23 protein-coding genes and 1 tRNA gene are annotated in these 22,812 nt (G+C 72.9%); 8 read left to right on the top strand and 16 right to left on the bottom strand.

The window, feature by feature from the left end; all coding sequences use genetic code 11:
• Positions 1 to 351 precede the first annotated feature (351 nt).
• Entirely contained in the window at positions 352 to 720 is a 369-nt protein-coding gene (locus tag ACWGH0_RS26765) for a hypothetical protein (protein ID WP_453406802.1), read from the top strand.
• Here ACWGH0_RS26765 and ACWGH0_RS26760 read toward each other — a convergent pair.
• A complete protein-coding gene (locus ACWGH0_RS26760) occupies positions 709 to 1,488 on the bottom strand; it encodes an RDD family protein (RefSeq protein WP_453406801.1) in 780 nt (259 codons plus the stop codon). The genes ACWGH0_RS26765 and ACWGH0_RS26760 overlap by 12 nt on opposite strands.
• 70 nt (positions 1,489 to 1,558) lie before the next feature.
• Positions 1,559 to 3,400, bottom strand: coding sequence for an RDD family protein (locus ACWGH0_RS26755; RefSeq protein WP_453406800.1), 1,842 nt, complete (start codon positions 3,398 to 3,400; stop codon positions 1,559 to 1,561).
• 248 nt (positions 3,401 to 3,648) lie between these two features.
• On the opposite strand from ACWGH0_RS26755, the gene ACWGH0_RS26750 reads away from it, so the two are divergent.
• Entirely contained in the window at positions 3,649 to 4,125 is a 477-nt protein-coding gene (locus ACWGH0_RS26750) for an SsgA family sporulation/cell division regulator (protein WP_453406799.1), read from the top strand.
• Between the two features lie 23 nt (positions 4,126 to 4,148).
• Here the strand turns inward: ACWGH0_RS26750 and ACWGH0_RS26745 are convergent, their stop codons facing one another.
• A complete protein-coding gene (locus ACWGH0_RS26745; protein WP_453406798.1) occupies positions 4,149 to 5,516 on the bottom strand; it encodes an FAD-binding oxidoreductase in 1,368 nt (455 codons plus the stop codon).
• Between the two features lie 97 nt (positions 5,517 to 5,613).
• Here ACWGH0_RS26745 and ACWGH0_RS26740 point away from each other — a divergent pair, with 97 nt between their 5' ends.
• A complete protein-coding gene (locus ACWGH0_RS26740) occupies positions 5,614 to 7,005 on the top strand; it encodes a tetratricopeptide repeat protein (protein ID WP_453406797.1) in 1,392 nt (463 codons plus the stop codon).
• Between the two features lie 42 nt (positions 7,006 to 7,047).
• On the opposite strand, the gene nthA is transcribed toward ACWGH0_RS26740, so the two are convergent.
• From nthA to hppD, 8 genes are all read right to left on the bottom strand, one after another.
• On the bottom strand, positions 7,048 to 7,635 hold the full coding sequence (nthA, locus tag ACWGH0_RS26735; RefSeq protein WP_453406796.1) for a nitrile hydratase subunit alpha: 588 nt from the start codon (positions 7,633 to 7,635) through the stop codon (positions 7,048 to 7,050).
• On the bottom strand, positions 7,632 to 7,913 hold the full coding sequence (locus ACWGH0_RS26730) for an SH3-like domain-containing protein (RefSeq protein ID WP_453406795.1): 282 nt from the start codon (positions 7,911 to 7,913) through the stop codon (positions 7,632 to 7,634). The genes nthA and ACWGH0_RS26730 overlap by 4 nt, the downstream gene beginning before the upstream one ends.
• Positions 7,906 to 8,187, bottom strand: coding sequence for a hypothetical protein (locus ACWGH0_RS26725; protein ID WP_453406794.1), 282 nt, complete (start codon positions 8,185 to 8,187; stop codon positions 7,906 to 7,908). Before ACWGH0_RS26725 ends, ACWGH0_RS26730 begins: the two co-directional genes overlap by 8 nt.
• Positions 8,188 to 8,206: 19 nt before the next feature.
• Positions 8,207 to 9,145, bottom strand: a complete 939-nt coding sequence (locus tag ACWGH0_RS26720) for a phage baseplate protein (RefSeq protein WP_453406793.1) — start codon at positions 9,143 to 9,145, stop codon at positions 8,207 to 8,209.
• An 89-nt stretch (positions 9,146 to 9,234) separates the two neighbouring features.
• Positions 9,235 to 9,885 (bottom strand): hypothetical protein, encoded by a 651-nt coding sequence (locus tag ACWGH0_RS26715; protein WP_453406792.1) that lies wholly within the window; start codon positions 9,883 to 9,885, stop codon positions 9,235 to 9,237.
• Positions 9,886 to 9,924: 39 nt separating this feature from the next.
• Positions 9,925 to 11,541: an alpha/beta hydrolase gene (locus ACWGH0_RS26710; protein ID WP_453406791.1), complete on the bottom strand. Its 1,617-nt coding sequence runs from the start codon at positions 11,539 to 11,541 to the stop codon at positions 9,925 to 9,927.
• Between the two features lies 1 nt (position 11,542).
• Entirely contained in the window at positions 11,543 to 11,863 is a 321-nt protein-coding gene (locus ACWGH0_RS26705) for a hypothetical protein (protein WP_453406790.1), read from the bottom strand.
• A 139-nt stretch (positions 11,864 to 12,002) separates the two neighbouring features.
• Positions 12,003 to 13,151, bottom strand: a complete 1,149-nt coding sequence (gene hppD / locus ACWGH0_RS26700; protein ID WP_453406789.1) for a 4-hydroxyphenylpyruvate dioxygenase — start codon at positions 13,149 to 13,151, stop codon at positions 12,003 to 12,005.
• Positions 13,152 to 13,294: 143 nt separating this feature from the next.
• Here hppD and ACWGH0_RS26695 point away from each other — a divergent pair, with 143 nt between their 5' ends.
• From ACWGH0_RS26695 to ACWGH0_RS26680, 4 genes are all read left to right on the top strand, one after another.
• Complete coding sequence (locus ACWGH0_RS26695; protein WP_453406788.1) at positions 13,295 to 13,780, top strand: Lrp/AsnC family transcriptional regulator; 486 nt, start codon at positions 13,295 to 13,297, stop codon at positions 13,778 to 13,780.
• A 110-nt stretch (positions 13,781 to 13,890) separates the two neighbouring features.
• Entirely contained in the window at positions 13,891 to 14,493 is a 603-nt protein-coding gene (locus ACWGH0_RS26690) for an ArsR/SmtB family transcription factor (protein WP_453406787.1), read from the top strand.
• Between the two features lie 14 nt (positions 14,494 to 14,507).
• Positions 14,508 to 14,696: a hypothetical protein gene (locus ACWGH0_RS26685; RefSeq protein WP_453406786.1), complete on the top strand. Its 189-nt coding sequence runs from the start codon at positions 14,508 to 14,510 to the stop codon at positions 14,694 to 14,696.
• Entirely contained in the window at positions 14,693 to 16,012 is a 1,320-nt protein-coding gene (locus ACWGH0_RS26680; protein WP_453406785.1) for an MFS transporter, read from the top strand. Before ACWGH0_RS26685 ends, ACWGH0_RS26680 begins: the two co-directional genes overlap by 4 nt.
• Here the strand turns inward: ACWGH0_RS26680 and ACWGH0_RS26675 are convergent.
• The 4 genes from ACWGH0_RS26675 to ACWGH0_RS26660 form a co-directional block, all read right to left on the bottom strand.
• Entirely contained in the window at positions 15,948 to 16,739 is a 792-nt protein-coding gene (locus ACWGH0_RS26675) for a S16 family serine protease (protein WP_453406784.1), read from the bottom strand. The two genes, ACWGH0_RS26680 and ACWGH0_RS26675, sit on opposite strands and share 65 nt — an antisense overlap.
• A gap of 79 nt (positions 16,740 to 16,818) precedes the next feature.
• Positions 16,819 to 17,460, bottom strand: coding sequence for an IclR family transcriptional regulator (locus ACWGH0_RS26670; RefSeq protein ID WP_453406783.1), 642 nt, complete (start codon positions 17,458 to 17,460; stop codon positions 16,819 to 16,821).
• 328 nt (positions 17,461 to 17,788) lie between these two features.
• The gene (locus ACWGH0_RS26665; RefSeq protein ID WP_453406782.1) at positions 17,789 to 19,570 is read right to left on the bottom strand and encodes a DEAD/DEAH box helicase; all 1,782 of its coding nucleotides are present in this window, start codon (positions 19,568 to 19,570) and stop codon (positions 17,789 to 17,791) included.
• 193 nt (positions 19,571 to 19,763) lie between these two features.
• Positions 19,764 to 21,218 (bottom strand): MFS transporter, encoded by a 1,455-nt coding sequence (locus tag ACWGH0_RS26660; protein WP_453406781.1) that lies wholly within the window; start codon positions 21,216 to 21,218, stop codon positions 19,764 to 19,766.
• Between the two features lie 177 nt (positions 21,219 to 21,395).
• On the opposite strand from ACWGH0_RS26660, the gene ACWGH0_RS26655 reads away from it, so the two are divergent.
• A tRNA-Cys gene (locus ACWGH0_RS26655) sits at positions 21,396 to 21,470 on the top strand.
• A gap of 14 nt (positions 21,471 to 21,484) precedes the next feature.
• Here ACWGH0_RS26655 and ACWGH0_RS26650 read toward each other — a convergent pair.
• Positions 21,485 to 22,642, bottom strand: a complete 1,158-nt coding sequence (locus tag ACWGH0_RS26650) for a lactonase family protein (protein WP_453406780.1) — start codon at positions 22,640 to 22,642, stop codon at positions 21,485 to 21,487.
• Positions 22,643 to 22,812 lie beyond the last annotated feature (170 nt).

Here is a 22,812-nt window from a genome sequence, read left to right as displayed (position 1 = left end):
AGCACGGAAGAGGGTGAGGGGTATTCCGGGCGCGGCGCGCGTCTCAAGTGACGACATTCGACCGGAGTTGAGGAAGAAAAGACAGATCTTGACTTGCACAGCTCAAGTGCACTATGCAGGTGTCCAGATCCGGATAGCGGACGTTATGGATTCGTTGCGATCGGGCCGCAGGGCGCGTCGGTCCCACCTGTTGGGACGGGGAATGACTCCGTGCGCCCCCGATGCACCGGCACCGTGGGTTAGGTCACGCTTACTGCCGGTTCCGTGCGGGCACTCACCGTCGTAGAGTCGCCTGAAGTGCGACCCGGTTGAGACAGACCCCCTGCCGCTGCTCCGAGGACGGAAAACGCCATGCCGCGTCCGACTGCCGCACAGTCCGCATACGGTTCAGCCACCGTCGTCCTCTCGGCCCTCGCCATGCTGCTGCTGTCCGGCACGGCCTCGGGCGCCGGCGTGGTCGTCATCGCCCTCGCGGCGCTGGCCCTCGGCCTGCTGGTCGCGCTCACGGTGCCCACGGCGAAGGCGGCGCGCACGGTTCGCGGTGCGAACGGCGCGGCCGCCTCCGGGACGCCCGCCACTTCCGCCGGGTCCACCACTTCCGCCGGGTCCGCGACGGACCGGGACGGCGCCGGGGCGCGGGTGCCCGGCTCCCGCTCCGTCTCCGCGCGGTCCTCGCGCGCCCACTCGGCGGTCGGCGGGCACTCCTCGCTACGCGGTTGACACCACCACCGTCTTGGCCGCCTTGTCGTGCAGACCCTGCTTGTAGGGCTTGTCGACCAGGATCATCACCAGGTTGACGGGCCACCACAGGCAGAAGCAGCAGATGAAGCCCGGCACGAACAGGACGACGGCGCGCAGCAGCGACGCGTTCGTCCCCGGCACCATGCCGTTGTTGAGCATCGCCACGCGCATGTTGAACAGCCGCTTGCCGACGGTCCGGCCGTTCCTCGCCGTCAGGTAGGTGTCGTAGCCGATGTAGACGACCATCGTGACGAGCTGCCAGATCAGCGACTTCCCGTCGGACATGGTGGTGACCTGACCCCAGTCGTCGCTGTTGTAGCGGTCGAACATGCCGAGCAGCCAGCCGATGAGCCCGAGCGGCACACCGACGATGAGTACGTCGACGAAACGGGCCGCGATGCGCGCGCCGCTGGGGGCGAGCGGCGGCATCCCGGCGAGCGGGTCGGCGGCGCCGCCGCTGTAGGGCGGGGGCGGGGTGCCGTACGGGGTGCCGCCGTAGGGGGATCCGCCGTAGGGGGAGTCACCGTACGGCGATCCGCCGCCGGGGCCCGGACCACCTTCTCCGCCCGGACCGCCTGCACCGCCTTCTCCGCCCGGCTCGCCGGCCCCACCTGTCCCGCCCGTGTCGTACGGGCCGCCCCCGGACGGGGGCGGCGGGGGCGGCGTCGACGGCGGCTGGTCCTGCGGGGGCTTCTTGCGGAACGGGTCGTCTTCGGGCGGCTGGCCGGGCGGCTCGTCGGTGCTCATAACCGCAGTCGACCGCGCCCGCCCGCCGTCCGCATCCGGTCGGGTGCCGTTCGGGGGACCTGGCGGTCCGTCAGTCCCCCGCGACGAACGTACGGGCCGCCTTGTCGTGCCAGCACTGGCGCCACGGGCGGTCGAAGAGGCACCACGCGGCGTTGACGACACCGATCGCCAGCACGCCGAGCACGCCGTACACGAGCCAGCGGCGCAGCGCGGGGCCGAACGTCGGGGGCTCGTGCGCCTCGATGTCCCGTACGTGCATACGGCACAGCTTCTTGCCGAGCGTACGGCCCCACTTGACCGTCGGCAGCACCTCGTACAGCACTCCGGCGACGAGGTACGCGCCGAGGACGATGCCGAGGTAGCCGGCGGTCGTTCCGTCGAGCAGCCACACGGTGACGGTCTCGCCGGAGAGCTTCGCCGCCTGGATCTTGTCGTCGATGTGCGCGAGCGCCGCCGACACGAGCGGTACGGCGATCGCGGCGACGGCGCCGCCGAGGACGACGGTGTCGATCAGCCGTGCCGCCAGCCGCTTGCCGAGGCCGGCGGGCCGGGCGGCGGCCTGGGCCTGGGCGGCCTGGAGGAACGGGTCGCTGACCGGCGGCTTCCACGGCATGACGGGCGGCGCGGCCGCCTCGTCCTGGTCCGGCTGCGCCAGCTGGTGCACCTGCTGCGCCCAGGACGCGGCCCCGCCGCCGGCCCCCGCGGAGACGGGGGCGACGCCTGCGCCGCCCTGGCCGGGTACGAGTCCCTGGGCGCCCGCCGGTCCCGCCGCCGCGCCGGCCGGCCCGGGGGCCTGGCCCTGGGCGGGCGGGAACTGGCCGGAGGCGCGCCCCTGGCCGGCCGGCTGCGCCTGGCCGGGGAGGTGCCCCTGCGCCGGGGGCTGCCCCGGCACGGAGGGCTGCCCGGTCGCGGCGGCGTGGTTCTGCGCGGCGGGCTGCGGGCGGCCGGGGGCCGCTCCCTGGCCCTGGGTGCGCCCGCCGGAGGGCTGCGCCTGGCCCGGGACGCTGCCCTGGGCCGGGGTCCGGTTCTGGCCCGGCGCCTGCCCCTGCTCCGCGGGCTCGCGGTCCTGGGCGGGGGGCTGGGCGCGGTTCTGGTCCGGGAGTTGGGGGCGGCCGGCGCCCGGTGTCATGGTCCTGATGGCCATCGTGCCGTCGGCCTGGGCCGTGCGCGCGGGCTGCCCCTCACCCCGGCGCAGGGCCCGGATGGTGACCGTGCCGTCGTCGGGGGGCGACGTCCGGCCGGGCTTGCGCACGCCGGGCAGCGCGCCCCCGGTGGGGTCGTCCCCGGTGGCTCCGGGGGCCGCGCCCTGGGCGGTTTCCGGCGCGGCGGCGCCCGTGCGCCGGAAGTCGACTCCGCCGGCCCCCCGGCGCTGGTTGCCCGCGGCGCGCCGGGGGTCCGCCGGGCCGCCGGAAGCGGGCGCGCCGCCGGGAGTGGCGGCGGAAGCGGAACCGGGCGTATCGCCAGGAGCGGAGGCGGACGCGGCGGCCGGCGTACCGCCGGGGCCGGGTGCGGCCGCGGCTTCGGAGGCGGACGGTGCGGCGCCGTCGGCGGCCGGAGCCGCGGCCGGGGAACCCCAGGAGACCCGGCGGTCGAGGTCGCCGCCGAAGCCCGTCTGGCGGGACGTGTCCGCCTGCCAGGCCGACGCCGGCTCAGGGGTGTTGCCGTGAAGGTGCGCGCCCTCGGGCTCCTCGTCGAAGAAGAGGGGGCCGGTCTCCTCGACGGAGGGGACGGGGGCGGCCGGGGCGGGCGCGGGCGCGGGCGGCAGCCCCTCGCCGTCCGCCGGGGCGGGGCGACTGGTCCCGGGCACCCATGAGGCCCCGTTCCAGAACCGGACGTAGCCGGGGATGGACGGGTCGGGATAGTAGCCAGGAGTGGGGCTGCTGTCGCCACTGGCCGGGGTGGGGGCGCTCATCACCGTGTCCCGTATCTAGTCGATGGCCTCGTTATCGAGGTCCACATCTATCAGACCGCCGCGACGCGCCGGGCCGCTCCCAAGGTAAGCACTTCTTTCCGGGCATCCCAGAGCCTGTTCGTGGTATCCCGGCCCCCTCCCCCGCATCTCCCCGACAAACTGCCCGAAGTCGCGTAATGAACGTGCCCGAACCCCCTCTCTGGAGGTGAGGCCCGCGCGAAGGGCCGCCCGGTCGGAGAGGAAACGACATGCACACCGTGGTGGAACGCGAACTCGAACTCAACCTGGTGCTCTCGCCCGAGCGCAGTGTCCCCGTGCCGGCCCGGCTGGCCTACCGCACCGACGACCCGTACGCCGTGCACATCACCTTCCACGTCGGCTCGGACGCCCCGGTCACCTGGACGTTCGCCCGCGAGCTGCTGGTCGAGGGCGTGTTCCGGCCGTCCGGCCACGGGGACGTGCGGGTGTGGCCCACGAAGATCGACTCGTGCGGCGTGGTCTGTGTGGCGCTGACGTCGCCCGACGGGGACGCCCTCCTGGAGGCCCCGTCGCCGGTCGTGTCCGCCTGGCTGGAGCGGACGCTGGTGGTGGTCCCGCCGGGGACGGAGCCGGGGCGGCTCGGCATGGACGAGGCACTGGCCCGGCTGCTGACCCCGACACCGGCCGACGACCTGTGGCTGCGCGACCCCTGGCCGTCCGACGAGTCCGCCGAGGGCGAGGCGTGAGGCGGCACGCCCCCGCGCGGGACTCAGAGGATCTTGCCCGGATTGAGCAGGCCGAGCGGATCGAAGGCCGCCTTCACCGCGCGCTGCAACTCCAGTCCCACCGGTCCCAGTTCCCGTGCGAGCCATTCCCGTTTCAGTACGCCGACCCCGTGCTCGCCGGTGATCGTGCCGCCGAGCTCCAGGCCGAGCGCCATGATCTCGTCGAAGGACTCCCGGGCGCGCCTCGACTCGTCCTCGTCGAGGTGGTCGAAGCAGACCACCGGGTGGGTGTTGCCGTCGCCGGCGTGCGCGCAGACGCCGATGACGAGGTCGTACTTCTGCGCGATGACGGCGGTGCCCTCCAGCATCGCGCCGAGCTTCGAGCGCGGCACGCACACGTCGTCGATCATCGTCGCGGACTTGACCGCCTCGAGCGCCGTGAGCGACAACCGCCGTGCCTGAAGCAGCAGTTCGGACTCGGCAACGTCGTCGGCGGGGACCACGGCGGTGGCCCCGGCGGCGGTGCACAGCTCGCCGACGGCGGCGAGGTCGGCGGCCGGGTCGGGGGTGTCGAAGGCGGCGAGCAGGAGCGCCTCGGTGGACTCGGGAAGGCCCATGGCGGCCATCTTGTTCACGGCGCGCAGGGTCGTACGGTCCATGAGCTCGAGCAGCGAGGGGGCGTGGCCGCGCGCCATGATCGCGCACACCGCGTCGCAGGCGGCGGACGCGGACGGGAACTCGGCGGCGAGGACGAGTTGGCGCGGCGGAGCGGGCTTCAGCGCGAGCACCGCACCGACCACGACTCCGAGCGTCCCCTCGGCGCCGACGAACAGCCGGGTGAGGTCGTACCCGGCGACGCCCTTGGCCGTGCGCCGCCCGGTGCGCAGGAGCCGGCCGTCGGCCAGTACGACGTCCAGCCCGAGGACGTATTCGGCGGTCACGCCGTACTTCACGCAGCACAGCCCGCCCGCGCCGGTGCCGATGTTCCCGCCGATGGTGCACGTCTCCCAACTCGACGGGTCCGGCGGGTAGTACAGCCCCTGTTCGGCGACCGCGCGCGACAGGACGGCGTTGACCACGCCCGGCTCGACCACGGCGATCCGGTCGACCGCGCTGATCTCCAGGATCCGGTCCATCCGTACCAGGGACAGCACGACGCAGCCGTCGGTGGCGTTGGCGGCGCCCGAGAGCCCCGTCCGCGCGCCCTGCGGCACCACCGGCACGCGCAGCGCGGTCGCGGTGCGCATGACGTGCTGGACCTGCTCGACCGTACGGGGCAGGGCGACGACGGCCGGGGCGCCCGCCTCGCAGAATCCGGCCATGTCGTGGGCGTAGGACGCCGTGATGTCCGGATCGGTGATCAACGCCTCTGCGGGAAGGCCCGCACGCAGCCGTTCGAGAAGATCGTCCATGGTCCCAGCGTGTCACTCGGGGCCATCGGTGTGAACCCGTCGCCGATCCGCTTCGCGACCGGCGGCCCGCTCGTAGTACTGGCGCACAGTGAGCGGCATGGAGACCGAACAGCAGGCGAAGCGGCGGTGGCCCCGCGCGGTGCTCGCGGGCGTGGCGGTGCTGGTCGTCACGGGGGTCCTCACCGCGGAGTGGCTGAGCGCACGCCCGGCGCCGGCGCCGGGCCCCGTGGGGCGTGCGACGGCCGCCGTGGAGGCGGTGGGGGCCGGGTCGCCGGCGCACCCCGCCGACCTGACCGCGCTCATCGGCGAACGCGAGACCTGGCTGCGGGCCCATCCGGACGACGAGCGCTCCTGGTCCGTGCTCGGCTCCGCGTACCTGGAGCGGGGGCGCTGGACGGCGCACGCCGCCGACTTCCCCCGGGCGGAGATGGCGCTGCGCCACTCGCTCTCCGTACGGCCGAAGGGGAACCCGGACGCGCTGGTGGGTCTCGCGGCGCTCGCCCACGCACGTGGTGACCACCGCGCCGCGAAGAAGTGGGCCCGGGCGGTCCGTGAGCGCTCACCGAGGCGCTGGACGGTGTACCCGGTCCTGATCGGCGCGTACACGCGGCTGGGCGAACAGGAGGCGGCCGTCGAAGCGGTGGAGAGGCTGGAGGCGCTGCGCCCCGGTGCGACGACGCGGCGGCTGGCGGCCGAGGTGTACCGCGTCCGGGGCTGGCGGGAGGACGCGGCGGCGACCCTGGCCGACGCGACGGCGCTGGCGGCCTCGCCGGCGGAGAAGGTGACGGGGCTGTACGGCATGGGTGAGCTGGCGTGGGAGCGCGGCGAGCCGGAGGAGGCCCTGCGCCACTACGAGGCCGCCCTGCGCACCGACCCCGGCTACGGCAGGGCCCGGGCGGGGCGGGCCCGCGTGATGGCGGCGCTGGGCCGGCCGGCCGACGCGGAGGTCGACTACCGCGCGGCGCTCGCCGACGTGCCGCTGCCGCTGTTCCACCTGGAGTACGGCGAGCTGCTGGAGTCCCTGGGGCGTTCGGGCGAGGCGAAGGAGCAGTACCGGCTCGTACGCGACGCGGTGTCGCTGAACCGCAGGCGCGGCGGCGCGGGGGACGAGGTCCTCCTCGGCCGGCTCGACGCGGACCACGGCGATGCGGCGGCCGCGGTCCGTCGGCTGCGGGCGGAGTGGCGGCGCCATCCGAACGCGTACGTCGCGGACGGGCTGGCGTGGGCGCTGCACCGCCGGGGCGGCGCGAAGAACGACGCCGAGGCGCTGAAGTACGCCCGCAAGGCGACGGAGATGGGACTGCGGGACGCGCAGTTCTTCTACCATCTGGCCGAGATCGAGCGAGGCGTGCGCAAGGTGGGCGCGGCCCGGCGGCACGTCGAGGAGGCGCTGCGGATCAACCCGGCGTTCTCGCCGCTCCTGGCGCCGAAGGCCCGCGAGACCCTGCACGCCCTGGGCGAGCCGGCGTCCGGGGGGCTCCGGCGCTGAAGTGGCGGCCTTCCGCGCGCGGGGACGGCCCGGGGGCCCCGGCTACAGCGCCGCCGTGCCGATCAGGGCGTTGCGGGTGACCAGGGCCGCCAGGGCCGGTTCGTCCAGGCCGTCCGTGCCCGGTGGCCGGCGCGGCAGGACCATGTAGCGGGTCTCCGACGTGGAGTCCCACACGGTCACCGAGACGTCCGGCGCCAGGGTCAGACCGAACTCCGCCAGTACGGCCCGCGGTTCGCGCACCACCCGTGAACGGTACGCCTCGCTCTTGTACCAGCTGGGCGACGGCCCGAGCAGCCGGACCGGGTAGCAGGAGCAGAGCGTGCAGACCACCACGTTGTGGGTGCCGGCCGTGTTCTCGACGACCCGCAGCCGCTGCGGCTGCACGCCCCCCGCCGACAGCCCCAGCTCGGCGACGGCCGCCGTCCCGTCGGCGAGCAGCCGCTCCCGGAACCCCTTGTCGGTCCAGGCCCGGGCGACGACACGTGCGCCCCCGGACGGTGAGGCGCCCGTGAGGAAGGCGTCGACGGCCTCGTCGACCGCGGCGCCGGTGACGATGCCGCGCTCCTCCAGCAGCGTCTCCAGCCGCCGGACCCGGCGGGAGATCAGCGCATCGGAGTGGGTTCCGCTCACAGCTCGTCGTCCTCCAGGTAGCTTTCGAACAGGTCGAGGACCACGTGGTGCTCGCCCTCGCCCCACAGGTCCCTCGCCGCGAACCGCACGGCGTACACCTGCTCCACGGGGCAGTCCGCACGCCCCTGGGCCCGTACGTCGGCGAGCGGCGCGTGCCCCTCCGCCTCGACGACCGTGCCGCGCTTGCCCCGGGCGTACCTCGGCAGCCGGGTGTGGTGCGGCGGGTCGTGGTGGACGGTGCGTACGCGCGCGCCGGGTGCGTAGCGGTCGTCAGTCATCGAGCTCGCCCGCCGCGACGACGCCCTTGCGCTCGAGGAGCGTGCGGATCGCGAAGAACCACCGCTCGTAGTACGAGGCCGCGAGGTACTCGCCGGGCGGCATCGACTCCACGGCGTCGCGGAACTCGTCGAGGTTGTAGACCTTCTGGGCGATGAGCGCCCCGTTCAGGGCGAAGACGCGGGCCTCCCAGTCGGCGTGGAAGGGCGCTGTGTCGTCGGTGGTGTCGACGGGCCCGAAGCCCTGCATGCCGCCCACGTCGTTCATCCTGGCCATGCACCGCAGCCTATGCGGGTCACCCGTGCTGCTTGTAGTAGATGGAGTACCTGCGCGCGCCCGCTTCCCCGGAGGCGAAGCCCATGCACAGCCGCGGCTTGCCGGTGCGGCGTACGGCGAGACCTTCCGGCTCGCGGTGGTCGAGGGAGTATCCGGCTTTCGTACGGGTTCGCTGGACCGTCTCGCCGGTGCGGACGTCGATGCAGGAGACGTACGTGTTGCCCCGTCCCGAGCGCGGGTTGGAGGGCCCGTAGGGTTCGCCGGCGAGCTGGTAGAGGTAGTTGCCGTACAGCGCGAAGCCCTGGAAGTCGATGTCCGGGTCGGGGTGCGCGGGGGCCTGCGGGAAGTCGTGCAGCGGCTCGGAGAAGTCGCCGGTGACGGCGTGCGCGAGCGAGAACACGCGGTAGCGGACCTCGCCGTCGAGGCGGTGGCGTACGGCGATCCGCCTGCGGCTCATGTCGACGGACGGCTGGTTCGCGGTGGAGCCGGGGACCGGGTGGCGGGTGGACTCGGCCGAGCCGCGGCGCACCGTGCGGTCCGCGAACCGGAAGCGCGTGATGCCGCGCCCGAACGCGCCGCTCTGTGCGGGCCGCGCGTCGGCTTCGGTCCAGATCCAGGTCGCGCCGGTGGCGTCGCGTTCGACGCCCATGCCGACGCCGTGCCCGTGCCCCAGCAGGTACATGCGGCCCAGCCGGGTGCCCTTGAGGTCGAGCCGGTTCAGGCACATGTCGCCGCGCTGCCGCCGTTCCGTACCGGTGTACGCGCGGTCCTCGCCCGGGAGTCTGATGCCGCCCTGCATGACCTGGAGGACGTACATGCGCTGCCGGGGATCGTCGAAGGCGAAGGACTGGAGAACGGTGGTGTGTGCCAGCCGCCTCTTCCAGTGCCACCTCTTCGACGGCACCGCCAAGTCGATGCGCTCGTCACTCGTACTCGCACTGACGCTAGTCATGGCCATGACTCACGGTAGCGAGCATCGGCCCCACGGGGCAGGGGCGCGCAACACCGCGCACGCAGCACAAGCGGCCCCTCGCGCCACGCCCGTACTCATCCGAAGTCACCGGCTCCTGCGGGACGCCGGATCACGGGCCGGTCCGGCGCCGGCGCGAGGTCCGGTGCGGGGGCGGCAACGGGCGCCGACTCGCGCCGTGGGCGCGGAAGCGGGGCGGACACCACTTCCTGCTCCGTCTCCGGCGGAAGGAAGCAGGGGGTGGAGACTCCGAAGATCATCATGTCGTGCGGGGGCTTCGCCGCGCCGACGGACACGAAGAAGCCGGCGTCACCGCCCTTCGCGTAGAGCAGGATGTGCCGCCAGTCGCCCTCGCGGTAGCCGGTGACCTTGTAACCCTCGGCCTTCAGCCTCTTCTTCAGCGTGCCGAGCGCGGTGTTGTACTGCGCGCGGGGCAGCGGGGCCTGAGCTGTGTAGTTCAGGTCGAACCGCCCGTCGTTCGCGGTTTCGTTGTTCTTGCCGATGCAGTCCCGGAATTGCTTGTCGACCGTTTTGGCGTCGACCTCGGACCCGATCTCCTCGGCCAGCACATCGATCAGTGCCCGGACCTCGTACTCGGCCTTCGGCCGGCTCTTCACCGGGAGGGGGGCGTTCTTTCCGTTGTCGGTCATGCATCCTCCAGTGGCGAGCAGCGCCAGGAGCGTCAGTACGGGCAGGGCGGTACGGCGGCACTTCATGTGTATGGGCATGGCTCAGCAAGCTCCCGGCCCGGGCACACCCCGGGCAAGCTAGTCGTTCTCCCGGTACTCGCCCTCGCGGGGCGGCTGTCCCACGATGATCTTTCCCTGATTGCGCAGGCTCTCGCTGCCCTGGTCCCAGTAGCCGCTGTGGCCTTCGGTGTCGACGTCGAAGACCCGGCCCCCGAACTCCTCCTGCGCCGGGTTCTCGCCTAGCGTCAGGTCGGAGAACTCCTCGGTGACCGGGTCGTCCTCCGCGTACCCGGCCCACACGTGGTCGGCGTCCATATTGAGGTCCGATGCGTGGTCGACCGTCATGCCCGGGCTTCCGACGACCACGACGTCGTCCGCGCCGAGCCCTTCGCCGCCCGAGGCCGCCGCGCCCACCATCGTGGACCCGTAACTGTGCCCGAGCACCGTCATATGGGTGGGCTCGCCCTGGTGGGACTCGCGCAGCCCGTGGGTGAAGCCGCGCAGATCCTGGGCACCGTCTTCGGCACGCCCGGTGGTGACCACACTGCCGTCGGCCTCCGGGGCGTCATAGCCGAGCCAGGAGACGACGGAGGTACTGGCGTACGGGTCGGCCTCCATGGCGGCTTGCTGGAGTCGGCCGGCACGGTTGATCTGACCGTCCACATTCGTCAGGTCGTTGCCGGTGCCCGGCACCTGGATGGCCGTGTTGTCGGCGGTGTCGGGGTTGCCCCGGGCCACCAGCGCCCGGCCGTCGCCCTTCTCGGCGTCGATGCCGAGAACGTAAAGCTCATCGCTCGGGCGTGTGGCGCCGTCCGCCCTGTCGAGTTCGTCCTGCAGCTTGAGCAGGCCCGAGTACTGGCGGTCGTCGTGGATGCCCAGTTGGCCGGCCTGCTCCTTCTCGCGGTAGGCACCCAGCGAGAGTTCGATGGACTTGCGGTTGGCCTCGTCGCGGTCCGCCGAGGGGATGCCGTCCAGCCAGCCGACCTTCTGCGAGTAGGCATCCATGTACATCTGCCGCTGCTCAGGGGTGAGACTCTTCCACCAGGCGGCGTTCTTCTCGGGGTCCTTGTCGCTCGGAATGTCCTTCTCGTCGATCCCGTACGAACCGGCCACCAGCTTCGCGTCGTCCTGGGCGCTCTTGGAGCCGTACACCTTGTCGAGGTCGAAGGTGTCGATCTGGTGGAGCAACGCCTTGCCCTCGTTCGAGGCGGCTTCGGCGTCGGCGACCGCCTGGTCGATGCGGGCCCGGTACTCGCCGAGCGGACCGCTGCGCGCCTGCCGGGACTGCTGGTAGTCGGGGTCGTGCCGCTCCGCCGAGGACATGTTGTCGTCGGTGGGGTCCGAGACCCAGCCGTCGTCGTCGACGGCGTACCGGTCGGCCTCGGCCTCACGGACCGCCTTGCGCAGATTCTGCTGCGCGAGCTGCATCTTCTCGTACGTGCCCTTGAGGACCGTGGCGATGGAACCGGCCTGGGACTGGGAGTTGCCGAGCTTGCGCTCGTTGTCCTCCATCATCATGAAGCCGTACGTGGCGTCCGTGCCCTCCCAGCCGGACGCGTGCAGCGGTCCGGTGACCTGGCGCCGGTGCTGGACCTGGGCGGCCTCCAGCTTCTCGGCCAGGGCCCGCCAGGAGTTCGCCGCCGCTTCGAGGTCGGAGAAGTCCTGCTTCATGAGCACGCTGAACTGGGCAGCCACGTCACACCGCCGCGAAGGAACGGGCGGTCAGGTCCTCGTTGAACTCGTGGCCGTCGGCGGTGCGCCGCAGCCGCTCGGCCTCGCTGTCGCCACCCTCGCCACCGATGCTCTTGCGCAGGTCGTGCAGGGCCGTACCCCAGTCGTTGGCCACGCGTTCGAGTTCGGCGGCTATCGACCACTTGTTCATGGAGACGGACGCCGACCTGGCGTCGGTCTCGGCCTTCTGCACCGGCGCGCGCAGGCCGTTGCCCACCGCATCGGCGGCGCCGGCGGAAGCCCGCAGCTCCGACGGCTCGACATTGATGCTTCCGCTCCCCGGCATCCCGGCTCCCCCGTGACTCGTGCGAGCGGCCAGAGTACCGGGAAGATCAACGGAGCCCGAAAGGGGCACCCGCCAGGGCCGGAAGGCCGTGATGGGTGCCCCTAATGCCGTGCTGAGGCGGCCTGGTGACGGTTTTTTGCTAGAGGTTGCCGCGCTTCTCCTGCTCGCGCTCGATCGCCTCGAAGAGCGCCTTGAAGTTGCCCTTGCCGAAGCCCATGGAGCCGTGGCGCTCGATCATCTCGAAGAAGACGGTCGGGCGGTCCTGGACCGGCTTGGTGAAGATCTGGAGCAGGTAGCCGTCCTCGTCGCGGTCGACGAGGATCTTCAGCTCGCGCAGCGTCTCGACCGGAACGCGGGTCTCGCCGGCCCACTCGCCGAGGGTGTCGTAGTACGAGTCGGGGGTGTCGAGGAACTGGACGCCGTTCGCCCGCATGCTGCGCACGGTGGCGACGATGTCGTTCGTGGCGAGCGCGATGTGCTGGACGCCGGCGCCGCCGTAGAACTCCAGGTACTCGTCGATCTGCGACTTCTTCTTCGCGATCGCGGGCTCGTTGATCGGGAACTTCACCTTCAGGGTGCCGTCCGCGACGACCTTCGACATGAGCGCGGAGTACTCGGTGGCGATGTCGTCGCCCACGAACTCCTTCATGTTGGTGAAGCCCATGACCTTGTTGTAGAAGGCGACCCACTCGTTCATCTTGCCGAGCTCGACGTTGCCGACGCAGTGGTCGATCGCCTGGAAGGTGCGCTTGGCCGGCGGCTCGACCATCGGGGCGACGGCGACGAAGCCCGGGAGGTACGGGCCGTCGTAGCCGGACCGGTCGACGAGGGTGTGCCGGGTCTTGCCGTACGTCGCGATCGCGGCCAGGACGACGACGCCGTGCTCGTCCTTGACCTCGTGCGGCTCCTCGATGCCGCGCGCCCCGTGCTCCACGGCGTAGGCGTACGCCGCACGGGCGTCCGGGACCTCGATGGCGAGGTCGACGACGCCGTCCCCGTGCTCGGCGACGTGGTCGGCGAGGAAGCGGCCCCGGTCGGTGGAGGGCTTGATGACGGACGTGAGGACGAAGCGCGCGGCGCCGTTGGTCAGTACGTAACTGGCCGTCTCGCGGCTGCCGTTCTCCGGTCCGGAGTAGGCGACGAGCTTCATGCCGAAGGCGGTCGAGTAGTAGTGCGCGGCCTGCTTGGCGTTGCCGACGGCGAAGACGACCGCGTCCATTCCCTTGACCGGGAAGGGGTCGGCCTCGCGCGCGGTCCTGGGGGTGGTGTGCTGCGTGGTCTCAGTCATGGCGGCAATGTCTCTCCGTATCGCAAGCTGCGCAATAGTTCGCTGAAACACTGGGCAATCTGCGCAGTGGGACGCCAGAATGAACGGGCGATCTGTACAGGATGACCAGGGTCCTCGCGAGGTCCCGGAAGCAGGCGGCGCCCATGCCCACCGACGGTATCGACGAACTCGACGGCCGGCTCATCGTGCTGCTCGCCCGCGAGCCGCGCATCGGCGTACTGGAGGCTTCGCGCCGCCTGGGCGTGGCGCGGGGGACCGTCCAGGCACGGATGGACCGGCTTCAGTCCAATGGGGTGATCCGCGGCTTCGGGCCGGACGTCGATCCGGCCGCGCTCGGCTACCCGGTGACGGCGTTCGCGACGCTGGAGATCAAACAGGGCCAGGGGGCGGACGTCCGGGCGCACCTGGCGACGGTGCCCGAGGTGCTGGAGCTGCACACGACGACCGGGCACGGGGACATGCTGTGCCGCCTGGTCGCCCGCTCCAACGCCGATCTCCAGCGGGTGATCGACCGGGTGGTCGGGTTCGAGGGCATCGTGCGGGCCTCCACGGCGATCGTCATGGAGAACCCGGTGCCGCTGCGGATCATCCCGCTGGTGGAGCAGGCGGCGGCGGACGGGGCGGGCTGAGCGGGACCGGGCGGCGGGGCCGGGCGGGCGCTCCCGCAAAGAGAACGTTGCAAAGAAGCACTTGCAACGAAGTGCTTGCAAAGCTTCCTTTGCAAGTCTAGGGTTTCCTCATGCCCAAGCAGTCCGAGCACGAGCCCGACCCGGCGCTTCCCGCGCCCAACTCCCGCGCCCTCGACGCCCGTTCCCTGCGCGGCCTCGCCCACCCCCTGCGCATCCAGCTCCTGAAGTCGCTGCGCCACGACGGTCCCGCGACCGCCTCCCAGCTCGCCGAGCGCCTCGGCGAGTCCAGCGGCGCCACCAGCTACCACCTGCGGCAGCTCGCCTCGCACGGGTTCGTCGAGGACGACCCCGAGCGCGGCAAGGGCCGCGAGCGGTGGTGGAAGGCGGCGCAGGACGGGACCACCTTCAGCGAGGAGTTGCACAGCAGCCCCGACCCGGCGGTGCGCGGAGCCGCCGACCTCTTCCTGCACGAGATCGCGAACATCCACACCCAGGAACTCGGCACCTGGCTCGGCACCGCCCGCGAATGGCCCGCCGAATGGGTCAAGAGCGCGGACGTCAGCGACTTCACGCTCCAGCTCACCCCGGCCCAGCTGCGGGAGCTGAACGACAAGGTGCACGAACTGATCGAGAGCTACCGCGGACTGGCCGACGAGGGCTCCGCCCAGGTCCGCCTGCACACGCACGCCTTCCCCCGCCGCACCCAGGACTGAAAGGGACCGCCGTCATGCACAGCGACATCCACCTCCAGCTCCACCACCTGCGCGCCGGTGAACTCCGCCGGGAGGCCGCCGGGCACACCCCGGCCCCCCGCCCCGCGCCGACGGCCCTGCGTGCCCGCCTCGGCTGGACCATGGTCGAGCTGGGGCTGCGCCTCGCCCAGCAGCCTCCCGCACGGCCCGCCCGTATCGCATGACCGCCGAGGGGGGAGGGAAAGGCGACCGGAGACCGTTCGCCGCCGTACTCGCGGCCAACACCGTCTCCATCGCGGGTACTTCGCTCACGATGATCGGCGTCCCGTGGTTCGTCCTGGACACCACGGGCAGTGCGGGCCGCGCCGGAGTCGTCGCCTTCTGCGCGACGCTGCCGGTCGTCGTCTCCGCACTCGTCGGCGGCCCGTTCATCGACCGGATCGGCCGCCGCCGGGTCTCCGTCGCCTCCGACCTGGTGTGCGGCCTCGCCGTCGGCGCGATCCCGCTGCTGCACTACGCGGGGGTGCTGGAGTTCTGGATGCTGTGCGCCCTGATGGCGGTGGGCGGCCTGGCGCACACGCCCGGCACGACCGCCCGTTACGTCCTGGTCCCCGACCTCGCCGCCCACGCCGGCACCAGCCTGGCCCGCGGAGCCAGTCTCTTCGAGGGCGTCTCGCGCGGGGCGCGCATGATCGGCGCCGCCCTCGCGGGCGTGCTCATCGCGCTGTTCGGGGCGGAGGCGGTGCTGCTGCTCGACGCGGCCACGTTCGCCGCCTCGGCGCTGCTCGTGGCGGCCGGGGTACGGGGCGTACGGGCGGCCGAGCCGCAGAAGGCGGCGCCGGTGTCGTTCACGACGTACCGCGCGGAACTGCGCGAGGGGTACGTCTTCCTGCTGCGGCACCGGCTCCTGCTCGCCGTCGTCCTGATGGTGATGTGCACCAACGGCCTCGACCAGGGCTGGAGTGCGGTCCTGCTGCCCGTACACGCGAAGGACAACCTGGGCGGCGCCGCAGACCTCGGGCTGCTCACCGCCGTCTTCGGCGGGTCCGCGCTGCTCGGCGCGCTGCTGTACGGCGCGGTCGGCGAGCGGTTCCCGCGCCGGGCCGTCTTCACCGTCGCGTTCCTGCTGTGCGGACTGCCGCGCTTCGTCGTCGCCGCGCTGACGGACGGGACGGTCGCGCTGGCCGTCACGATGGCGGCGGGCGGTCTGGCCGCCGGGATGCTCAACCCCGTCCTGACCACGGTGACGTACGAACGCGTCCCCCAGGAGCTGCGCAGCCGCGTCGGCGGGGTGACCACGGCCGGCTGCGAGCTGACCATGCCGCTGGGCGGTCTCGCGGCGGGGCTGCTCGTCGAGCAGGCCGGGCTCGTCACGGCGCTGCTGGTGACGGGCGGGACGTACTTCCTGGTGACGCTGAGCCCGGCGCTCTTCCCGTCCTGGCGGGCGATGGACACCCCACCGGCCGGGGCACCGGTCAGCAGCTCGGAACCTTCGCGCCCTTCGTCCGCAGGGCGTCCAGCGCCCGCAGCGCGTCCTTGAGGGTCCCCACCGGGACCAGGCGCAGCCCGTCGGGCAGTTCGGCCCGGGCCTGCGCGCACTCGTTCTCCGGTACGAGGAAGACCGTCGCGCCGTCGCGCCGGGCCGCCTGGGTCTTGAGCGGCACGCCGCCCACGGGGCCCACCTTGCCGTCCGAGGTGATCGTGCCCGTGCCGGCGATGACGCGACCGCCGGTGAGGTCGCCGCCCTCGCCGTCGCCGTCGAGCTTGTCCACGATGCCGAGCGAGAAGAGGAGTCCGGCGCTCGGGCCGCCGATGTCGGCGAGGTTCAGGTCGACCTTCACCCGGTCGGGGTTCTCGCCGAGGTGACCGAGCGCCGCGTCGACGGCGGTCTCCTGCGACTGTTCCATCTCGGCGACGTTGTGCTTCTCGATCTCGTCGTCGGTGCCGCCGGTCGGGTACACCGCCTCCTTGGGCAGGACGGCCCGGTCGGTCCGGAACCAGGCGTCGACGACCTGTCCCAGGTCGACGTCGACGGACGGGCCGGTCGCCACGATCGTCGTCATCCGCAGCTGCCCGGTGGTCTTGCGGACCGGCGCCCCGGTGATGGTGATCACCGGCTCGCCCTTGTCCTCACCCAGGACGTTCGCGGTGCTGCCGGGCTGCGCCAGGACGTACGGCAGCGGCGCGAAGGCGGCCACGGCGAACAGCGCGAGCACGGGGGCCGCGCACAGGGCGAGGACACGGGGGCGGGAGAGGCGTGTGAGCACGCCCCCAATCTAGTGGGCGCCCGCGCCTGTCCCCCGTGCACCTCCCGCACACTTCGCGGGCCGGCCGCCCGGCCGCGCCTCACCGCAGGGCGTCGGCGACCTCCCTGGCCGCGTCGACCACGCGCGGCCCGACCCGCTCGGGCACGGAGTCGGCCAGCATGACGACGCCGACGCTGCCTTCGAGACCGGTGATGCCGACCAGCGGAGCGGCGGCGCCGCTGGCCCCCGCCTCCAGCTCGCCGTGGGTGAGGGTGAAGCCGTCGGCCGCGAGGGCGCCCTGGCGGGCGGCCAGGATGGCCCTGCCGGCCGCGCCCCGGTCGAGGGGATGGCGGAACCCGGTGCGGTACGCCACGTGGTAGTCGGTCCACGTCGGTTCGACGACCGCGACCGCGAGCGCCTCCGTGCCGTCGACCAGCGTCAGGTGTGCCGTGGCGCCTATGTCCTCGGCGAGGGAGCGCAGCGCGGGCAGGGCGGCCTCCCGTACGAGCGGGTGGACCTGCCGGCCGAGGCGCAGCACGCCGAGGCCGACGCGGGCACGTCCGCCCAGGTCACGGCGTACGAGCGCGTGCTGCTCCAGGGTGGCGAGCAGCCGGTAGACGACGGTGCGGTTGACACCGAGCTTGTTGGACAGCTCGGTGACGGTCAGACCGTGGTCCGTGTCGGAAAGCAGTTTGAGGACACGAAGTCCCCGGTCGAGCGTCTGGGAGGTTTCCGCGGTCACGACGCCCACTCCTCTGTGGTGAGTGCGGCGGCTCTCTCACGCTGTGCGTCACCGGTCCCGTCGGCGTCGCGCGCAGAGGCCGCCGGCAGGCCATGGCACCGGCTGCGCTCCGGGGCGGCTCTGCCACGGGGCGTATGCGTTGCGGGAAAGGTAGCGACGGACTCCGCTCAGCGGAAGACCTCGTCCAGAATCCGGGCGCGCCCGCGGAGTTGATCCACATTCGGCCCCGTGTCGCGGCGGGCGTGGAGCTGGAGGTTCCGCCTTCCACGCGCGAGCGGGGCCCGGAGACGATCCTCCAGGCCCCGCTCGTACCGCTTCCGTCCGTGGGTCACCGCATCCGGGTGGCCCACTCCTGCACCTTCTTGATCCGCTCCTGGAGCTGCCCGGCCGTGGCCTCGGCGCTCGGCGGGCCGCCGCAGACGCGCCGCAGCTCGGTGTGGATCACGCCGTGCGGCTTGCCGGTCTGGTGGACGTAAGCGCCGACCATGGTGTTGAGCGACTTGCGCAGTTCCAGCAACTGCTTGTGCGTGACGACGGGCCGCGACTCTGCGGGCTTCTCCAGCAGGTCCGCCTCGGCGGCGGGCTTCTGGCGGCTGTGCGCGATCTGCCGGGTCTGGCGCTTCTGGAGCAGGAGCTGCACCTGGTCGGGTTCCAGCAGACCGGGGATGCCGAGGTAGTCCTGCTCCTCCTCGCTGCCCGGGTGGGCCTGCATGCCGAACTCGGCGCCGTCGTAGAGCACGCGGTCGAAGACGGCGTCGGACTCCAGCGCCTCGAAGGGCAGCTGGTCCTCGGTCTCCTCGTCCTCCAGCTTCTCGGCGTCGGCGAGGAGTTTGTCCTCCTCCGCGAACGGGTTCTCCTCGTCGCCGCCCTTCTTGGGCTTGTCGAGGACGTGGTCCCGCTCGACCTCCATCTCATTGGCGAACTCGAGGAGCATCGGGATCGTGGGAACGAACACCGACGCCGTCTCGCCGCGTCTGCGCGATCGTACGAAGCGCCCGACGGCCTGGGCGAAGAACAGCGGCGTGGAGATCGTGGTGGCGTACACGCCGACGGCGAGCCTCGGCACGTCGACGCCTTCGGACACCATGCGGACCGCGACCATCCACCGGGAGTCGTCCGCGCTGAACTGGTCGATCTTCTTCGAGGCGGCCTTCTCGTCGGACAGGACGACGGTGGGCCGGTCACCGGTGATCTTCTTGAGGATCTTGGCGTACTCGCGCGCGGTGTCCTGGTCCGAGGCGATGACGAGGCCGCCGGCGTCCGGGATTCCCTTGCGCACCTCGGTCAGCCGGGTGTCGGCCGCCGCGAGCACGTTGGGGATCCACTCCCCCGTGGGCGCGAGCGCCGTGCGCCACGCCTGGCCGATGGCGTCCTTGGTCATCGGCTCGCCGAGCCGGGCGGCGATCTCGTCGCCGGCCTTGGTGCGCCAGCGCATGTTGCCGCTGTAGGAGAGGAATATGACCGGTCGCACGACGCCGTCGGCCAGGGCGTTCCCGTAGCCGTAGGTGTAGTCGGCGGAGGACCGCCGGATCCCGTCGTTCCCCTCCTCGTACGCGACGAAGGGAATGGGGTTGGTGTCGGACCGGAACGGCGTACCGGTCAGCGCGAGGCGCCGGGTCGCCGGGTCGAACGCCTCCTGGCACGCCTCGCCCCACGACTTCGAGTCACCGGCGTGGTGGATCTCGTCGAGGATGACGAGCGTCTTGCGCTGCTCGCACCGGTTGCGGTGGAGCATCGGGCGTACGCCGACACCGGCATAGGTGACGGCGACCCCGTGGTACTCCTTGCTGAGCGGTCCGGCGCTGTAGTCCGGGTCGAGCTTGATGCCTATGCGGGCCGCCGCCTCCGCCCACTGCTTCTTGAGGTGCTCGGTCGGCGCGACGACGGTGATCTGCTGCACGACGTGGTGGTGCAGCAGCCACGAGGCGAGCGTCAGCGCGAACGTCGTCTTGCCGGCGCCGGGCGTCGCGACGGCGAGGAAGTCGCGCGGCTGTTCCTGGATGTACTTCTCCAGCGCCCCCTGCTGCCAGGCTCGCAGCTTGTTGGCGGTGCCCCAGGGGGCGCGGCCGGGGAAGGCGGGTGAGAGGTGGTGGGAGGCGGTAGTAGTCACGGTCTCCGGTGGAATCCTCGGGGCCGCGCGCAGCGGGTCGGACAGCGCGGCGGGCGGCGGGTGGGCTCTCGGGGTCACATGGGGCTGCGTCGGACAACCGGGCCACCCTACCGGTGGGGTGCCCGGCTCCTCGTACGAACGCCGCCGGGCGACCCGCCGGTGGGACCGACCTCACACGCGTGCGGGAAGCGTCTCACCCGTCCCGCGTCCGCAGCCGCGTCGCCACCCACGCCCCCACCAGCGCCACCCCGGCCATGGGCAGGAAGACCGCCGCGAAGGCCGCCGGGTGGGATCCGGACGCCCCCGGGGCGACGACGGTGTGGCCCACCGCGCCTCCGCCCAGCGCCGCGAAGACCGCGCCCCCGACGGCCAGCAGCATGACGTTGGACAGGCCGTCGGAGATCTGCAGGGCGGCGGAGTTCGACCCGGCCTCGTGCGGGGCCGACAGCTTCAGCAGGAGCACGCTCGTCGAGGCGATGACCAGGCCCATGCCGAAGCAGCCGAAGCCCCAGGCGACCGCGACCACCCACACCGGCACGGCGGCGACCAGGACGCTCGGCGCGGCGGCGATGGCCGCCGTGACCAGCACCATCCCGACCGGCACCAGGCGCTCGCGGTACGGCTCCACGCGCGGCCGGGACTGTACGTACGAACCGAGCGCCCACGTCGCCCCGCCGGCCGCGAGCGAGAGCCCGGCCAGCGTCGGCGACAGCCCGCGCTGGGTGACCAGCATCAGCGGCACGAAGGACTCGGCGGCGATGAACGCCCCCGCCGCGATCCCGCGCAGCAGCACCACCGACGGCAGTCCGCGCGCGGCGACGTACGTGCCGCGCGGAAGCAGCCCGCGCACGGCCGGCACCAGCAGCGCGCCGCCCACGGCCGCCGGCAGCAGCGACAGCCACCGCAGGTCCTGGCCCGCGTACTGGAGCAGGCCCGCGCCCAGCGAGATGCCGAGGGCCAGGCGGATGCGGCGGCGGTCGAACGCCGGGACGGGGGCGCCCGGGTCGGCGGGGCCCGCCGCCGTGCGGCGTATCGCGGGCAGCGCGATGGCGAGCGGGAAGACGACGAGGACGGGGATGCCGACGAACACCCACCGCCAGCCGAGGTGCTCGGTGACCGTCCCGGACACGAGCGGGCCGACGACGGACGGCACCACCCAGCTCGCGGCGAAGGCGGCCAGGATCGCGGGCTGGAGCCGGGAGGGGTACGCGCGGCTGACGACGACGTACAGCGCGACGATCACCAGTCCGCCGCCGAGTCCCTGGACCGCCCGGCCGGCGATGAACAGCCACATGGCGTCCGCCGTGCCGGAGAGCAGCAGCCCGGCCCCGAAGGCGCTGATGCCGGTGGCGAGCGGGGCGAGGGGACCGCGGCGGTCGGCCCACTGCCCGGACAGGACCATGGCGAAGAGGCTGGTGGTGAAGTACGAGGAGAACGCGAACGCGTAGAGCGAGACGCCGTTCAACTCGCGCGCCGCGACGGGCATCGCGGTGCCGACGGCGGTCGCCTCGAAGGCGATGAGCAGGACCACCGCGATGATGCCGATGCTGAGCGCCCGATGGTCCCTGCCGAGAACGCCGCTCTGCCGCGGGGGTGTCACGTCTTCTGCGGGCGCGATCTCGGCGTCGCGTGGCTCCAGGGCGGTCATTGGCCCAGAGTAAGGGGCGTACCTGCGCTTGAACCCTGTCTTGGGTCGACTGTGCGCTCGGCCTTTGGTCGTACGACCACGGGCGTGTGTGAACGCGGTGTGGCAGTCGCGTTGCGGCGCGGCCGGATCCCTTGATGGGCTGCCACGGGCCGCCCTACGGTCGTGACATCAGCACACGGCCGTGTGCCCGAGTGGTTCAGGGACTCGCCTGCAAAGCGAGTTACGCGGGTTCGATTCCCGCCACGGCCTCCAGGTCACCACCGCGGTCACACCGGCAGTACGCACACCGGGACCGGTGCCGCGAGGGGCGGGCCCGCCGGGGTGAGGCGGCCCGTGCGCGGGTCTGGCCGGAACACGGTCACCGTGCCGGACTTCTGGTGGGCGGCGAACAGGAGCCGGCCGGACGGGTCGAGGGCGATGTGCCGGGGGTACGAGCCGCCGGACGGCGTGACGGACACCGGCCGCAGCGCCGCGCCGCCGCATTCGGCGGCGAAGACGGCGATGCTGTCGTGGCCCCGGTTGGAGACGTACACGAACCGCCCGTCGGGCGAGACCACCACGCCCGCCGGGTAGTTGCGGCCGGTGCGGGCGCCCGGCGGCGCGGTCGGCCGCGGGGTGCCGGGTGTCAGGACGCCGTCACGCGCGTCGTAGCCGCACACCACCACGGTGCTGTCCAGCTCGTTGACGACGTACGCGTACCGGCCGGAGGGGTGGAACGCCAGGTGCCGGGGCCCCGCGCCCGGCCTCGTCGCGGCGCGGGCGTGTTCGCGCAGTGTCCCGGTGCGCGCGTCGAGCCGGTACGTGTGGAGGGTGTCCGTCCCCAGGTCCACCGCGACGACGTACCGCCCGCCGGGGTCCGTGACCACCATGTGCGCGTGCGGGCCCTGCTGCCGGTCGGGGTCGGGCCCGGAGCCGGTGTGGCGTACGACGTCGGTGGCCTCCCCGAGCCCGCCGCCGCGCCCGACGGGGTGTACGGACACGCTCCCGCCGGTGTAGTTGGCGGTCAGCAGCCACCGCCCGCCGGGATGGACCGAAAGATGGCAGGGGTCCGCGCCCCCGGTGGCGCGGGCGGGCCCCAGCACCTCGGGCGGCCCCTCCCCCACCCGCACGGCCGTGACCGCGCCCTCGGCGCGCTCGTCGACGGCGTACAGCGTGCGGCGGTCGGGCGCGAGCGCGAGGTACGAGGGGTTCTGCGGACCGGCCAGCACACCGGTGGAGACCAGGCGCCCGCCGCGGGGCCGGTACGCGGCGAGCCCGATACCGCTGCCGCCGCCGGGCTGCGTGGTGTACGTGCCGAGGTACGCGCGCCGCAGTGCCTCGCCGGCCGACGCGCTGCCGGGCACCGCCGCCCCGGCGGCCCCGGCGGCGACCAGCGCCCCGAACCGCCGCCGGCTCAGCCGCGCCGCTCGCAGGTGGCTGCTCATCGAAGCCTCACGCCCTCGGGTCGCCGGTCAGTGCTCGCATCGTGACCCGGCCGAGGGCTCCGGGCAAGGGGACGTGCCGGGCGCTGCGGCGCGGGCGCGGCGGCCGTGCGGTACGCCGGGCGGGTGCCGCGCCGGAGCGACTCCTCGGGGGCCGGACGGACGAGTACCGC

It is taken from the genome of Streptomyces sp. NPDC054887, assembly GCF_053610585.1.
The sequence above is the reverse complement of the archived record's forward strand: the minus strand, read 5'-3'. Positions and strand labels throughout refer to the sequence as shown.